The following is a 13,067-nucleotide window of genomic DNA, read 5'->3' on the forward strand; positions in this document are numbered from 1 at the left end:
GAGTGGCTTGGAAATACGGAGGGAAATCAGCCAGACCTTTGCGGAATTCCTCAGTCAGCAAACAAAACTGAAACTGGCATCATCAGCGCTGGATCATGCGTTAACAAAACAGGAAGCGCTTGCTCTGGTCGCGGGAATTAATGAACTGATTCTACAAACCATCATGGGAAAAGAGAGCCTCAATGAAGCGACCGCCGTTACCCAGCTGAATGACGTCGCGAGCTCTCTTATTCTGAGAATGACCAGTCACTCAGGCGCGTGACACACCGCTTCAATATTATTGCCATCGGGGTCAATAACAAAAGCGCCGTAGTAGTGTTCATGGTATTGAGGTCGCAACCCCGGCTCTCCATTACATTCGGCTCCCTGACTCATCGCAGCAGAATGGAAGTCATCAACCCCAGCACGATCTTTGGCAGAGAAAGCAACGTGACGAGGTGTAAATGTCTCTTTCACCTCAATAACCCAGAAAACGGGCTTACCTTCAGGGCCAAAGGCACACATTCTCTGGGTAGGAAAGTACCTGTTCCAGGTGGCAATGAACTCCACCTGCACCTGATAACCTAAAGGCTCGAAGACAGCAGAGTAGAAGTCTCTGGTTTTCAAAAAATCGCGAGCATAAGTACTCAGATGATCAATCACAGGCACGTAACTCCCGGTTCGACCTTCCGCATAACCAACAGAATCTGACCGACATGAATACCAAACTTGGTCATGCGCGTCTCATTAACGACAACTCCGTCGGCGACGTGAAACATCCAGTCATCCATGTCCAGGTCAATGGTGTCGCCTGGCTCACCATAGCGTAGGGTATAGGCCATATGGATGGCATTACCCGCCCACTCCATCGTTGTCGCTTCAGGCACATCTGATGCTTTCGCACTGAGTACTTCCCGTCCGTCTTTCCGTGCTGGCGTAAGGGTCCAGACACGGGTCTCGCGCTTAGCCTCAGCACCAGGCTCATCATAAAAATAAAATACTTCATCCAGAGTACCGACGCCTTCCTCATCCCAGCTGGCGTCGATACGAGCATTAAACGAACGTGTCTCAGCGCCACTTCGGTCCCGGACTACGCCATCAGCACAGATCTTCCCATCAAAGAATGTCTGGGGAATAAGTTTCGGAGAGCGACCGGCGGCGTGATCTACCTGAGTGCTCGAACACCCTGCGACAGCAATCGCTGCAGTCACCCCCAACACCCCAGTACGAAACAGCTGACGAGAGGTTTTCATATGAAACTCCAAAGTTATTCAATACTTGTACAGAGTATCCCGTTACTCAGGAGTTCCCGCAAGTGCTACGCACCCGCCGTATTCATAATCCACCCGATGGCCAGCACCTGCGGAACCGTGATCAGCGGCAGAAACAATGCAATCTTCCAGCTACGCGTCGTGTCTTTCAGAGCCATAATCTCGGTATAGTCAGTAGCTGCTCCAGCCATAAGAAACGTAAAGGCATTACCTGGCGCACCCGCGCGGTTAAACAGATCTGCAGCAATTGGACTAGAACCTTCCGAGCAAACCTCGATCAGTGTGGTCGCCAATAAGGTTAACAGCAGACCCGACATACTCGCGCCAAACCAGACACCAAAACTCTCGGGCGGCACGAAAGCCCGGATCAAAGCCACCAGTACAACGCCGAAAACGACCCACCTCAACACCATTCGGGATTCTTTCAGGCCGCCCCAGAACATCTGAAGCAACGCTTTAGGTCCCCAGTCGTAATTCCCCCATGACGCCCGCACTGACGGCCAGAAGGCAATATCATCGAACTCCACAGTATTAGGGTTTTCGGGCAGTACACCGCGGTCACACAAGCGGTCAAAGATCCAGCCGCTGATCCAAGCAATCACTAATGATGCAACGATAAAGAGCAACGTCCATTGCAGGCCGATCAAGCCAACCAGAATGAGCGTCAATGTCAGGGAGTTCCAGGGGCTCGCGATCAGGAATGCCATCACCTGACCAATGCTTGCACCGCGCTCATAGAGCTTCATCGCCACCATCAGGATACCGTGGTTACAGAGATCTAGCAGAAGCCCAGCCACGGTTGCCCGGAATATGCCGCGCTTACTACCACCCCGGCCAAGTACCGACATAATCGCTTCTCTTGGGATTCGACCGAGAATACCAACGAAGAAGGCCGCCGACAGAATACCCCACCACATGGCATTCACCATTTCATAGCTGGTGTGCAGCATAGTACCTAACCAATCAGGAACCTGTTCCGTGTGACCGATGATCAGAAAGCCCAGATAACCAACGACGACTGCGGGTAAGCAGGTCCACATAATCCAGTCTCTGCGCTGCTTAGTCGCCGGAGCGCAGCATGACGTATCGTCCGCGGAAGCCGGTGCCTCAGAACCACAGCAGCTACTGACAGGTTCTGCTGGTTTGCCAGAACAACACGAGTCGCCTTCTGTCTGAACAGGCGATTTATCTGAACATGTGTCTGCAGCAGATGAGGTGCTGCAGCAGCTTTTTTTATCATCACTCATGGTGACCTCCTTCAATAAGATGGCAGATATGGTCTCCACATGGGGAACAGTCTGGCAGCACCTTCCACTCCTCCACCGCAGACTCCATGCGATGTACCAATGTCTGCATATCAGTCAGCTTCTGCTGAGCCTCTTTGAGCCTGATCTCTATTAATTCACGCGCATGCGGACAAAGAGACTGGCCCTGCGTAGCATCAAGAAGCAGCTGTCGTATATCATCGAGCGTAAACCCCAGAGCCCTCGCCCTCAGAATAAACGACAGTTGTCTTACTTCGTCGTGGCCAAAACGGTGATAACCGGATGCATCCTTCTCAGGCTTAAGCAAGCCAGACCGGACATAATGGCGAACGGTATTCACATTAACGGCAAACTTCTTTGCCAGCTCACTCGCTTTCATACAATGATTGACCTGTGTAGCTTCGAACTGATTGTGCGATAAACCTGCGAGCCACTCTCAGGTCAAGTCAGAAAAATTCGAACCGGTCGGCTGCGAAATCCACGTTTCTGAACTACTTTTGTAACAGCAGGTTTTCGATGAGCAGAATGCTCCGAAAGGTGACCTCCGTATAGGGGTAACATACCTGATCACCCCCTCATACCGATAGTGGACTCTCTGGATATGCGAATAACCCTGTTTCTCTTATTGCTGTTCAGCCTGCCGTCGCAGGCATTGACAGTCATTACGGGAAATTCGTTCGAGCGTTATAATCTCGAAAGTGGACTTGAGTACCGCCTCCAGGCTTCCCCAGAGCCCCCTGAGATAAACGCCGACTGGGAAGTCGCCCGCGACACACTGACATTCGGATTCAACCCAGATAACCTCTGGATTCGCTTTTCGGTACGCAACACATCATCAGAGACCCAAAACCTGGTACTCGACTTCCCCTACCCACTTCTTGACGAAGTAGATGTCTATATCAGAGATGAATCTGGTAAAGAGGTCGTTCATCGATTGGGGGACACACGGCCCGCAGACGCACAGCACATTCAACACCCACACCTGGTCGCCAACTTCCGACTTCCTGCGATGACTCAACATCAGGTACAAATCCGGGTTAAGACCGAAGCAACTCTTAATGTGCCGATAACGCTCTGGACTCAAAGTGCATTCATATCGTCTTCGGTGCGGGCAACCGTATTCGATATGATGATGTACGGGATATTGGTGGGCATCGCGCTCTATCACCTGCTTCTCTTTGCTCAACTCAGAGAGCTTTCGTATTTCTGGTACTCCATTTTTCTGATCACCCTCGTCAGCATATTTGCCTACTTTCAGGGTTACATCAATGCCTACGTATTCGAGAGCCTGCGCCGACACAGTAACCACTTTTTGCCATGGTCGTATGCAGTCGTCGCTATCTCCTGCATTCTGTATATCCAGCGAGCGCTGGATCTGCCTCGCAGCCGGCCAGGGTATTCAAGGTTACTCAACATGGTCGCAGCAACGGGGCTGATTCTGGCAATCGTTGCCATGTATATTCCATATTCTTCATCGATTAAGTTCCTTACTGTTTACGCTGCTATTGCCACTCTTATCGTGATTGGCGCACAGGCCATACGGGCATTCGACCAATACGAACCTGCATACTACGGCTTCACCGCCAGTGCGTTTCTTATGGTGGGAATGGGTATTACCATCATGGAAAAAACAGGGCTGGTGACATCCACGCCGATCACGCGCTCGGCGGGCGACGTAGGCTTTACAGTAATGGCTGTCTTCTACGCATTGCTGCTTTCTCAGCGCATGCGTTGGGAGCAACACAAGAGGCACAAAGCCGAACTGGCTGTGCGTTTAAGTAATGCCGAATTACTGCAAACACAGCAGAAACTGAACAAAAAGCTGGATGTGCTGGTACGCGAAAGAACGGTTGAACTGGAAAAAACAAACGAGCAACTGCACAAGGCGAGTATCACCGACCCACTGACTGGCCTCTATAATCGTCGTCACTTCGATCAGGAATTTCAACGCCTCCACCACGCGGCAATGCAGGACGGGACATCTCTCAGCCTGGTACTGTTGGATATAGATCACTTTAAAACCATCAACGACCGCTATGGGCACCCCGCTGGAGATGCCTGCCTGATTGATATCGCCAACCGAATCCAATCCGTGGCCAAAAACTTTGATGCGGTCTGTGCCCGATACGGTGGTGAAGAATTCATTATTCTGATGGCCGATGAAGATCTGGCCACTGCCCGCGCAGCGGCACAGACACTCCTGTCATTAATACGGGAAGTGCCTGTCGCCGCGTCTGGCCATAGCATCCGGGTGACGGCGAGCATTGGCGTCATTGCACGACAGCCATCCAGTGCAGACGAGACAGATACTCTGCTGAAGGCTGCCGATGAACTTCTGTATCAGGCCAAAGCGCAGGGAAGAGATCAGATCTGCAGCCCTGAAAAGACCGACTACTCTTTATGACTCACCGAAGGTAGAGATTCCGAACGACTCTTTACTGAACTCCCAAAGTTCATCCGTCAAAGCGTCACTTCGCGACGAACGACTGCGAATTCCCGGCTTCCTGCGACACCAATAACCACCACTGCGGTCTGAGTTATCAGTCGCCAGAAATATCTGCGTGTCTGCGCCTTTTCTTTCAGAAATAAGAAACGGAAAAAAGAGTTTTACAAACAAATCAGGAAACTGTCGATAGAACTCCGTTTTAACCCCGCCCGGATGAAAAGAAAACACTTTTACATTTCTGTCTTTGAGATATTTCTCTAAGCCATTAACAAACAGAATATTGGCTAATTTTGAGCGACCATACAGCAAGAATTGCTTAAACAGAAAGCGGTCTCCACGCGGAGGGTTCGTAATCGTCTTTTTGAAAGCGAGAATATTACCCACCCAATGAGCCACTGAACTGGTCACGATCAGGCGCGCATCATCAGAGCGTTTCAAGAGGGGCATCAATTTATGGGTTAATAAAAAGTGCCCCATATGCGTAGCTGCAAACATATACTCGTGACCAGCATCATTTTTGCGCACCGATGACGTAAACAGGCCTGCATTCAGAATTAACCGGTCAATGCGCTCGAAGCGGGATGCAATCACCTCTGCAAAGTCAGCTACGCTGCTGTAGTCAGCCATATCAACCTGCACAAATTCGACCTCTGCTTCGGGGTGTTTGTTCAGTATTTCCTGAACCACCCGCTCGCCTTTAACCTGATCTCGCGCAGCAATCACCACCCGATAACCAAGCCCTGCTAACGCTTCCGATGTAATCTTACCAAGGCCTGCGCTACCGCCGGTAATGAGTGCTGTTTTCATCACTATTCCCTTATAAAGTGACCGAAATATCGCTGATGACTGCATTCGCAATATCGCGCGCGCCTTCTATTGATTGGCTGCGTGCCAGAGCAACACCTAAGCGACGTTTCCCGATAACCTCAGGTTTTCCGAATAAACGGATCTGAGTATCCGGGCGATTCAATGCCGCTGTCAGATTACCAAACTGCATATTTTTAGAGTCACCGGCGACAAGAAGTACAGAAGATGCAGAAGGCCCGGTCTGTACAATATTCGGAATCGGCAACCCAAGAATGGCTCTTGCATGCAAAGCGAACTCCGACAGGTCCTGAGAAATCAAGGTGACCAACCCCGTATCATGGGGGCGCGGTGACACCTCGCTAAAGATAACATCGTCACCTTTTACAAAGAGCTCAACACCAAACAAGCCTCTCCCACCCAGATCGGAGGTTACTTTTTCTGCAATATTTTTCGCTTTAGTCAGGGCAATTTCTGTCATCGCCTGCGGCTGCCAGGATTCCTGATAGTCACCGTCTTCCTGACGATGGCCAATAGGATCACAGAAGCTCGTCACCGTATTACCCGCACCATCATCGTGGCGGATAGTCAGCAGCGTAATTTCGAAATCAAAATCGACAAAGCCTTCAACAATTACCTTACCCTTGCCCGCGCGACCGCCTTCCTGAGCATAATCCCATGCGGCTTTAATCTGATCTTCTGTTTTTACGAAACTCTGGCCCTTACCCGATGAACTCATAATCGGCTTCACCAGACATGGAAGCCCGATGGCTTTAACCGCGGTCTCGTACTCTTCTTCGGAGGCAGCAAACTGATAAGAGGACGTCGGTACTTCCAGGGTTTCAGCGGCAAGTCGACGAATGCCTTCCCGATTCATGGTCAACTGAGTAGCCCGGGCAGTGGGAACCACGTTAAATCCTTCTGATTCGAGCTCTGCCAGCGTATCGGTTGCAATGGCTTCGATTTCAGGGACGATCAGCGCCGGCTTTTCCTGCTCAATGACCTTTCTCAGCGCATCACCATCCAACATTGAAATGACGTGACTGCGGTCTGCAACCTGCATTGCAGGGGCATCAGGATATCGGTCGACCGCGATCACTTCGCAACCCAGGCGCTGTAATTCAATTGCGACTTCTTTTCCGAGTTCACCCGAACCACAGAGAAGAACGCGTGTTGCCAGGGGAGAAAATGGGGTACCAATGGTCGTCATATTACTAAATCCAGATCTGTTAAACGTGCGGAAAACAAACAGCCTATTCTGCTGACGGGTCCACACTGAAAAAATTCATTGCTGCGCGCTCACGCTCGCCAACTAACTGCATCACCTCGCGGCGCTGATCATTCGTCATGCTGCCCCAGTCTGTGATTTCCTGCCCTGTGCGGTAACAGCCAAGGCAGACATTATTTTCATCCAGAGCACAGATACTGACGCACGGAGAACGCAGCGGGGCTTCGTTTTGCTTCGTCATAGTGTGACGACTTCCAGAGTTGCAGTGTAACGCTCGGCATTATGCACATAATGAGCAGCACTCGCTTCGAGCAGCTTTTTCTGCATATCATTCAGCTCACGCTTAATCACTGCTGGAGACCCCACAACCAGAGAGCCATCAGGGATATCCATCCCTTCAGGAATCAACGCATTCGCGCCGATAATACAGTGCTTACCGATGCGCGCTTTATTCAGCACCACCGCACCAATACCAATCAATGAATAATCACCAATCTCACAACCATGCAGCATCGCATTGTGACCAACCGTCACCCCCGTGCCCAGCGTCAGAGGGATACCAGAGTCCGTGTGTAATACAGCGCCGTCCTGCACATTAGATTGGGGACCAATCGTGATGACATCGTTATCACCGCGCAATACCGCGTTGAACCAGATGCTCGATTGCTCACAAAGAACACAACTACCGATCACTGTCGCATTTTCAGCAACAAACACACCTTCTTTCTTTTCTGGAGTTCGGTCTTCAATTCGGTAAAACATAGTGGGCCTCCTATCACCAGGCCGTTCAATAGTCAGGTGCAAAAATCAGTATTGAAGGCTGATATCAGCATCCCAAAAGTTGTTCATAAATTCGGCAATCATCATGGCGGTTAACCCCCATATATGAAAGTCCTCAAAGTCGTAGCTGGGTAATCGAATGCTGCCACGCTCAAAGTAGCGACTTGGCGGCTCGGTAAAGAGCGACAGCGGGACCTCAAATACGGCATCCAGCTCATCGGGGCTAGCAGCGTGCTCCAGCCCGGGAGGAATGATTGCCAGCACCGGTGTCACCAGATACCCAAAACGGCTGACGACCTGATCAAGTTCTCCGATGACGGTGACATCCGAAGGACGCAGTGCCACTTCCTCGTGCGCCTCGCGCAACGCCGTTGCGATAATACTGTCGTCTTCGGGGTCACGCTTTCCGCCCGGGAAAGCGACTTCACCCTTGTGGGATGACAGATGAGCGGCCCGGCGAGTCAACAGTACGTTGGGCGATGGTTCATCAGTCAGAGCGAGCAGAACACCAGCCTCAGCGAGGTCGGGTTGAGGAATCTGTCTCGGTGTCAGCCGCTGATGCTTCGCTATCAGCAGATCATGTAAGGGCATCTTGGTCATGGCGACATTGTAAGCTCAGAGGTACCCCGTGGCTATCTGTTCACCCCGTCAAAAAAATCACTGCCTCCGAGACGTCAGAACCCCGGAACAGACACCAGGGAGACAAAGTGTCGCAATATGTCCCACATATAGATCATTTTACGATCAACCCGAAGATTTAAATAACAGCTTTGACTAAAAAATCAGCAATCTACTTTCGCTGAACAAGCGGTTAACTCACTGATTTTTAACAACTTTCTAAGTAACACAAAGTTACATTAAATAATTTTTTGAGGATAATCAGATAGTTAGACAGGTTAAACAATAGCAGCGATGTATGTTTGACGCTTTCTCCTTGGGGTAGACTAGTTTCCGAATTATGCAAATGCGCGACTTGCAGTGTGTAGAAACTGATATGAGGTAATGAGCCGTGGACATGCCATCTTTTGACGAAATGGTTCGCTTAGCGAAAAACGATCCGGAAACACTGGAGCGTATCCGCCTGAAACTGATTGAAGAGACAATCGCTGAAGCGCCAGAGAACTGCCATCGCCGCCTGCGTGGCCTGCAGTTCCAGATCGATATGGAACGCCGCCGTGCCAGCAACCCTATGGGCGCATGCATCAAAATATCAAAGATGATGCATGACTCGCTGTACACCATGCGTCAGACTCTGAATGCAGCCGTAGGCGAAACCGTAGACGATATCGTCATGCCACTTGAAACGCCTGCTCAGGCACAGGTACTCGCATTCCCTATGCAGGCCAATAGCTGATTGCATATACTGCCCTCAGTTCTTGAGGGCAAATAACATGAAATACTGCAGTAACTGCCGTTCTGAAGTAACTTTCGATATTCCGGACGGTGACAACCGACATCGTCATATCTGTCATAGCTGTGACACCATCTTCTATGAAAACCCCAGAATCGTCGCCGGTACCCTGCCAGTATTCGACGGACGAATCCTACTCTGCAAGCGCGCGATTTCTCCTCGTAAAGGATTCTGGACCCTGCCCGCCGGCTTTATGGAAAACGGTGAAAGCACTGAACAGGCAGCACTTCGGGAAACCTGGGAAGAAGCAGCAGCCCGGCCAGCGCTCGGTAGCCTGTACAGTATGATTACCGTTCCCCACATTAATCAGGTACACATCTTTTTTCTGGCCGACATGCCAGCGCCCGAGTTTGCCGCAGGCCCGGAAAGCCTCGAGGTTGCACTATTCACTCCCGCAAAAATACCCTGGGAAGAAATAGCGTTTCCCACGGTGTCTGAAACCCTGCGACGTTTTATAGCGGGAGCCTCAGGCCCGCACGTATTTGATATCCGGCCAGATCAGGCTCTGCACGCAGGAAGCGATTAATCTTCAGAATTCGGCCAGCTGCCACACATCATAGGCCGGCTCTTCATAGGGATGAGCAAGCTTCATCGCCGCGACGGCGGCTTTGATAAGGTCGTCCGTGCATACCAATTCAACCCGGTACTCGACGACCTTTTCGACATCACCGACCTTGCCAATATGTGGCTGAGCGCCATCAAGAGGACGAAACTGGCCTTCTCCTCTCGTCTGAAAACAACAGTGATCGTAGTCACCGATCTGGCCGGCTCCCGAGGCAAATACCGCTTCCTTAACGGGTTCGAGGTGATCAGCAGGCACAAAAAACACAAATTTATACACGTCAGTCTCCAGTAGGCCGTCGGTCAGGTGATTCGTTCCAGCTCAATCAGGTTAGCCATGGCCTGTTTACTCCCGTCTCCACAAATATCCGGATCCGCCTTGAACTGATGACAGACATCAGGACGGGATGGATCGCCGAACAGACGACACAGATTGTCAGCGTCCAGCTGCACGCAACGAACGCCTGCGGGCTTACCATCAGGCATCCCTGGAATCGGACTGGAGATCGACGGAGCAATGCAGCAGGCGCCGCAACCAGGCTCACACTTCATAAGACACACTATGACCGGTAGAGAATGTATCTGCTCGGCGCAGCGAACAGAGTGTTAGCTTACCCGGCCTGCCCCTCGGTTGGTAGCGCTTGCCAGCCGGTAGTTGCTGGGATAGCCTTGCGTGACTGAATCTGGAGCCCGACCCATGCGCTTGCTATTGCCGATCATTGCAATATTCGCAACTACCTTCGTAACTGTTGTTACCGCCCATGCAGAACCTACTAATTTCAGGGTCGGCGCTGGCCTTCTGAAATACGATGTTCACCCGGCACCGGACTACATGCCAGACTTCCGCCAGTCAGGCACCACCCTGTTTGCCGAATTTCCGCAGGATAACTACCACGGCTCTCGTTTCATTATTTATGCGCTTGATGAAGGTGACACCTCACTCTGGGGGTACGAGACTCAGATGATGATAGGGTACGGCCTCGCTCAACCCGGTTTCCGTATACACACCGGGCCAGCATGGCACCGCGAAGTGATTGACGTGCGACGCGACGGCGATGCTGATCCTAAGGTATTTAACGGATGGGGCTGGCAACTGGGTACAGGTTACCAATACAAGGCCATCACCCTCGAAGTTGCCGCAACCTACCACGATACACGTGACTATCGCCAGGAAAATAAAACGGCAACCGGCAGGAATACGCCTCCCGCACCGATCCTTTCAAACCTTCTGATCAGTTATCGCTTCTGATTGGCACAGCTTGCCCGTAAGGAACTACCATGACTAACCCTGTTGCTGTTAAGTACATGTCGAGAGCCGAAATAGAAAGCTTGATGTACACCACTTCTGCGGAGTCCGGCAACCAACAGGCTGAGCTGTTTGAAGCTCTGGTAAGACGTCTGCTCGAAATTATGGAGCAGGACTCTTACCGCTGATGTTGCCTGGCATCATTGCACAAGGCGACGGTTGGATCGCGCTGAACAAGCCCGCCGGACACAGCTTCCACAGCGAAGACGGAACATGCGGCTTTTTCGCGGATGCCGAAGCTGCACTCGGGCAAAAACTCTGGCCGGTACACCGACTCGATAAAGTCACTTCCGGTATTCTCCTCGTTGCAACCTCGGCTGAAAGTGCAGCCGCGTTATCGCTACAATTCGCTCAACGGACAACCCGGAAATACTACCTGGCAATCTCACGACAACGTCCTAAGAAGAAGCAGGGTCTGATCAAAGGCGATATGGAGAAAGCCAGAAATGGCAGTTATCGCCTTCTCCGCACATTGAGTAATCCAGCCATCACCCGATTCTGGAGTGCTTTTGACGAGTCTATGGGTGAACGCCTCTTCCTGCTTAAACCCCATACGGGGAAGACCCACCAATTGCGTGTCGCCATGAAAAGCCTCGGCGCTCCCATACTCGGAGATACCCGGTACGGAGGAGAGCCGGCCGCCAGGGCATACTTGCACGCCTGGGCTATTGAATTCAGCGATGGCGCAGTAACCCATCGGCTCTTTTCAGCGCCTCAGGAGGCAGAATGGCCTTCTATACCGCGCGATTGGCAAGACCCGTTCACAAGCTTCTGAATTGCCTGTGCGCGTTTATACGCAGTAAAGTTTCATTCAGTGTCTGAATACGCCTTCCCGGACTACACTCTCGCTAAGCGTGATTTTCACACAAAAGTTGCGCTCGCTATGTTCTTTTATTAGCATATTACCAAGTAGTAATATTAAGGTCGAAGTATGGCCTTCTGATAAGTCCTTTGAGAGGAACCAAGCATGCGTATCCATAAGTTTCTGACTGGCTCATTGTATGTCAGCATATTGATGATTCAAACTCAGAGTGCGACCGCAGAACTTACCATCTCAGAGGCTAGCATTCCTGATATCTATAGCCTTGATGGCACGGTTGACGCGATAAACTCCGGAACCATCTCTGCACAGACCAGCGGTACGATCCTGGCAATCAATGGTGATGTTGGCGACTCAGTAGATGACGGCCAGGTACTCATCCAGATTGACAATACTCAGCAGAAAGCAGCAGTTGCTCAAGCCAGGGCCAGCCTGGCGCAGGCGGAGGCATTGAACGACGACTCACAAACATTGCTGAAGCGAAATGCTCGTCTGCTAAAGCAAGGCACACTCTCTCAAGGCGAATATGACCGTTCCGAAGCACAGGCTAAAAGTGCCGCTGCCAATGTAGAGGTTGCGAAAGCGGCACTGCAACAGGCAAAAACACAGCTCTCGTACACCGAAGTGACCGCGCCCTATGCGGGCCTCATTATGGAGCGCTTTGTTGAAGTCGGTGAGCTGGTCAATCCCGGTACTCCCCTGATGAGCGGCTATGGTACCGGTGCCATGCGCGCGATAACTGATGTGCCCCAGCGGATTGCGAGCAAATTCAACGACGCAAGCCAGGTCAGTGTAGAAATCGAACACAAGATGACACCTGCCACCAAAGTGACTCTATATCCGTTCGCGGATAACCAGCGTCACAGCGTACGGCTGCGTGCGGCACTTTCAGACGAATCGAGTGCCAATCTGTTGCCGGGCCAGTGGGTCAAGGTTCACATTCAGGCAGGTGCACGCAACGCCATTCTGATTCCATCGTCAGCCCTTCTCCGTCGCGGAGAAATGAACGCTGTTTATGTACAAGAGAATGATCGCTCATACCTGCGCCAGATCCGACTGGGCAACCCAATCCAACGAAACGGTGATACCTGGTATGAAGTACTGGCAGGTCTTCAGGCGGGCGAAGTGATTCATGAAGATGCACTGAGCGAGCTGGGCAGGATCTCCCAGACAACATCCAGCGACAAAGAGTAAGC

The 13,067-nt window shown here is 51.4% G+C and carries 19 protein-coding genes; 8 read left to right on the plus strand and 11 right to left on the minus strand.

Going from position 1 to position 13,067, the window contains the following annotated elements:
• The coding region (locus B2R29_RS10570) for a hypothetical protein (RefSeq protein ID WP_301181038.1) at positions 1-262 on the plus strand (262 nt) is incomplete at its 5' end.
• Here the strand turns inward: B2R29_RS10570 and B2R29_RS10575 are convergent.
• The 4 genes from B2R29_RS10575 to B2R29_RS10590 form a co-directional block, all read right to left on the minus strand.
• Entirely contained in the window at positions 247-642 is a 396-nt protein-coding gene (locus tag B2R29_RS10575; RefSeq protein ID WP_301181039.1) for a VOC family protein, read from the minus strand. The genes B2R29_RS10570 and B2R29_RS10575 overlap by 16 nt on opposite strands.
• A complete protein-coding gene (locus B2R29_RS10580) occupies positions 639-1,232 on the minus strand; it encodes a DUF3833 family protein (RefSeq protein WP_301181040.1) in 594 nt (197 codons plus the stop codon). Before B2R29_RS10580 ends, B2R29_RS10575 begins: the two co-directional genes overlap by 4 nt.
• 65 nt (positions 1,233-1,297) lie before the next feature.
• A complete protein-coding gene (locus tag B2R29_RS10585; protein ID WP_301181041.1) occupies positions 1,298-2,497 on the minus strand; it encodes a permease in 1,200 nt (399 codons plus the stop codon).
• A complete protein-coding gene (locus B2R29_RS10590; protein ID WP_301181042.1) occupies positions 2,490-2,894 on the minus strand; it encodes a MerR family transcriptional regulator in 405 nt (134 codons plus the stop codon). Before B2R29_RS10590 ends, B2R29_RS10585 begins: the two co-directional genes overlap by 8 nt.
• Positions 2,895-3,116: 222 nt before the next feature.
• Between B2R29_RS10590 and B2R29_RS10595 the strand changes: the two genes are divergently transcribed.
• Positions 3,117-4,919, plus strand: coding sequence for a sensor domain-containing diguanylate cyclase (locus tag B2R29_RS10595; protein WP_301181043.1), 1,803 nt, complete (start codon positions 3,117-3,119; stop codon positions 4,917-4,919).
• On the opposite strand, the gene B2R29_RS10600 is transcribed toward B2R29_RS10595, so the two are convergent.
• The 5 genes from B2R29_RS10600 to B2R29_RS10620 are packed head-to-tail and all read right to left on the minus strand — an operon-like array spanning position 4,914 to position 8,364.
• On the minus strand, positions 4,914-5,768 hold the full coding sequence (locus B2R29_RS10600) for an SDR family NAD(P)-dependent oxidoreductase (protein WP_301181044.1): 855 nt from the start codon (positions 5,766-5,768) through the stop codon (positions 4,914-4,916). The genes B2R29_RS10595 and B2R29_RS10600 overlap by 6 nt on opposite strands.
• Before the next feature lie 10 nt (positions 5,769-5,778).
• Positions 5,779-6,975 carry a formate-dependent phosphoribosylglycinamide formyltransferase gene (gene purT / locus B2R29_RS10605; RefSeq protein ID WP_301181045.1) on the minus strand — a complete coding sequence of 399 codons (1,197 nt, stop codon included), beginning with the start codon at positions 6,973-6,975 and terminating at the stop codon, positions 5,779-5,781.
• A 43-nt stretch (positions 6,976-7,018) separates the two neighbouring features.
• Positions 7,019-7,234, minus strand: coding sequence for a DUF1289 domain-containing protein (locus B2R29_RS10610; protein ID WP_301181046.1), 216 nt, complete (start codon positions 7,232-7,234; stop codon positions 7,019-7,021).
• A complete protein-coding gene (locus B2R29_RS10615; RefSeq protein ID WP_301181047.1) occupies positions 7,231-7,755 on the minus strand; it encodes a gamma carbonic anhydrase family protein in 525 nt (174 codons plus the stop codon). Before B2R29_RS10615 ends, B2R29_RS10610 begins: the two co-directional genes overlap by 4 nt.
• A 45-nt stretch (positions 7,756-7,800) precedes the next feature.
• On the minus strand, positions 7,801-8,364 hold the full coding sequence (locus tag B2R29_RS10620; RefSeq protein WP_301181048.1) for a CoA pyrophosphatase: 564 nt from the start codon (positions 8,362-8,364) through the stop codon (positions 7,801-7,803).
• A gap of 424 nt (positions 8,365-8,788) precedes the next feature.
• Here B2R29_RS10620 and B2R29_RS10625 point away from each other — a divergent pair, with 424 nt between their 5' ends.
• Together B2R29_RS10625 and B2R29_RS10630 are read left to right on the plus strand one after the other, a co-directional pair.
• Positions 8,789-9,127, plus strand: a complete 339-nt coding sequence (locus B2R29_RS10625) for a DUF3135 domain-containing protein (RefSeq protein WP_301181049.1) — start codon at positions 8,789-8,791, stop codon at positions 9,125-9,127.
• Positions 9,128-9,164: 37 nt separating this feature from the next.
• The gene (locus tag B2R29_RS10630) at positions 9,165-9,710 is read left to right on the plus strand and encodes an NUDIX hydrolase (protein WP_301181050.1); all 546 of its coding nucleotides are present in this window, start codon (positions 9,165-9,167) and stop codon (positions 9,708-9,710) included.
• Positions 9,711-9,713: 3 nt separating this feature from the next.
• Here B2R29_RS10630 and B2R29_RS10635 read toward each other — a convergent pair whose 3' ends face one another.
• The gene (locus B2R29_RS10635) at positions 9,714-10,025 is read right to left on the minus strand and encodes a YqfO family protein (protein WP_301181051.1); all 312 of its coding nucleotides are present in this window, start codon (positions 10,023-10,025) and stop codon (positions 9,714-9,716) included.
• A gap of 23 nt (positions 10,026-10,048) precedes the next feature.
• Positions 10,049-10,297, minus strand: a complete 249-nt coding sequence (locus tag B2R29_RS10640) for a YkgJ family cysteine cluster protein (RefSeq protein WP_301181052.1) — start codon at positions 10,295-10,297, stop codon at positions 10,049-10,051.
• Positions 10,298-10,418: 121 nt separating this feature from the next.
• On the opposite strand from B2R29_RS10640, the gene B2R29_RS10645 reads away from it, so the two are divergent.
• The 4 genes from B2R29_RS10645 (at position 10,419) to B2R29_RS10660 (ending at position 13,065) form a co-directional block, all read left to right on the plus strand.
• Complete coding sequence (locus B2R29_RS10645; RefSeq protein WP_301181053.1) at positions 10,419-10,994, plus strand: hypothetical protein; 576 nt, start codon at positions 10,419-10,421, stop codon at positions 10,992-10,994.
• 29 nt (positions 10,995-11,023) lie between these two features.
• Positions 11,024-11,179 carry a cell developmental protein SirA gene (locus tag B2R29_RS10650; protein WP_301181054.1) on the plus strand — a complete coding sequence of 52 codons (156 nt, stop codon included), beginning with the start codon at positions 11,024-11,026 and terminating at the stop codon, positions 11,177-11,179.
• Entirely contained in the window at positions 11,179-11,826 is a 648-nt protein-coding gene (locus tag B2R29_RS10655; protein WP_301181055.1) for a TIGR01621 family pseudouridine synthase, read from the plus strand. Before B2R29_RS10650 ends, B2R29_RS10655 begins: the two co-directional genes overlap by 1 nt.
• Before the next feature lie 192 nt (positions 11,827-12,018).
• Positions 12,019-13,065 carry an efflux RND transporter periplasmic adaptor subunit gene (locus tag B2R29_RS10660; RefSeq protein ID WP_301181056.1) on the plus strand — a complete coding sequence of 349 codons (1,047 nt, stop codon included), beginning with the start codon at positions 12,019-12,021 and terminating at the stop codon, positions 13,063-13,065.
• Positions 13,066-13,067 lie beyond the last annotated feature (2 nt).

The sequence above is a fragment of the Thalassolituus sp. UBA3500 genome, assembly GCF_002377545.1.
Taxonomy (GTDB): domain Bacteria; phylum Pseudomonadota; class Gammaproteobacteria; order Pseudomonadales; family Oceanobacteraceae; genus Thalassolituus.

What these genes read in the sequence shown, in the direction of transcription:
- B2R29_RS10625 (WP_301181049.1), top strand. Translation starts at nt 8,789, where the DNA reads ATGCCATCTTTTGACGAAATGGTTCGCTTAGCGAAAAACGATCCGGAA.
- B2R29_RS10615 (WP_301181047.1), bottom strand. Translation starts at nt 7,755, where the DNA reads ATGTTTTACCGAATTGAAGACCGAACTCCAGAAAAGAAAGAAGGTGTG.
- B2R29_RS10600 (WP_301181044.1), bottom strand. Translation starts at nt 5,768, where the DNA reads ATGAAAACAGCACTCATTACCGGCGGTAGCGCAGGCCTTGGTAAGATT.
- B2R29_RS10590 (WP_301181042.1), bottom strand. Translation starts at nt 2,894, where the DNA reads ATGAAAGCGAGTGAGCTGGCAAAGAAGTTTGCCGTTAATGTGAATACC.
- B2R29_RS10585 (WP_301181041.1), bottom strand. Translation starts at nt 2,497, where the DNA reads ATGAGTGATGATAAAAAAAGCTGCTGCAGCACCTCATCTGCTGCAGAC.
- B2R29_RS10580 (WP_301181040.1), bottom strand. Translation starts at nt 1,232, where the DNA reads ATGAAAACCTCTCGTCAGCTGTTTCGTACTGGGGTGTTGGGGGTGACT.
- B2R29_RS10630 (WP_301181050.1), top strand. Translation starts at nt 9,165, where the DNA reads ATGAAATACTGCAGTAACTGCCGTTCTGAAGTAACTTTCGATATTCCG.
- purT (WP_301181045.1), bottom strand. Translation starts at nt 6,975, where the DNA reads ATGACGACCATTGGTACCCCATTTTCTCCCCTGGCAACACGCGTTCTT.
- B2R29_RS10610 (WP_301181046.1), bottom strand. Translation starts at nt 7,234, where the DNA reads ATGACGAAGCAAAACGAAGCCCCGCTGCGTTCTCCGTGCGTCAGTATC.
- B2R29_RS10660 (WP_301181056.1), top strand. Translation starts at nt 12,019, where the DNA reads ATGCGTATCCATAAGTTTCTGACTGGCTCATTGTATGTCAGCATATTG.
- B2R29_RS10650 (WP_301181054.1), top strand. Translation starts at nt 11,024, where the DNA reads ATGACTAACCCTGTTGCTGTTAAGTACATGTCGAGAGCCGAAATAGAA.
- B2R29_RS10640 (WP_301181052.1), bottom strand. Translation starts at nt 10,297, where the DNA reads ATGAAGTGTGAGCCTGGTTGCGGCGCCTGCTGCATTGCTCCGTCGATC.
- B2R29_RS10620 (WP_301181048.1), bottom strand. Translation starts at nt 8,364, where the DNA reads ATGCCCTTACATGATCTGCTGATAGCGAAGCATCAGCGGCTGACACCG.
- B2R29_RS10655 (WP_301181055.1), top strand. Translation starts at nt 11,179, where the DNA reads ATGTTGCCTGGCATCATTGCACAAGGCGACGGTTGGATCGCGCTGAAC.
- B2R29_RS10595 (WP_301181043.1), top strand. Translation starts at nt 3,117, where the DNA reads ATGCGAATAACCCTGTTTCTCTTATTGCTGTTCAGCCTGCCGTCGCAG.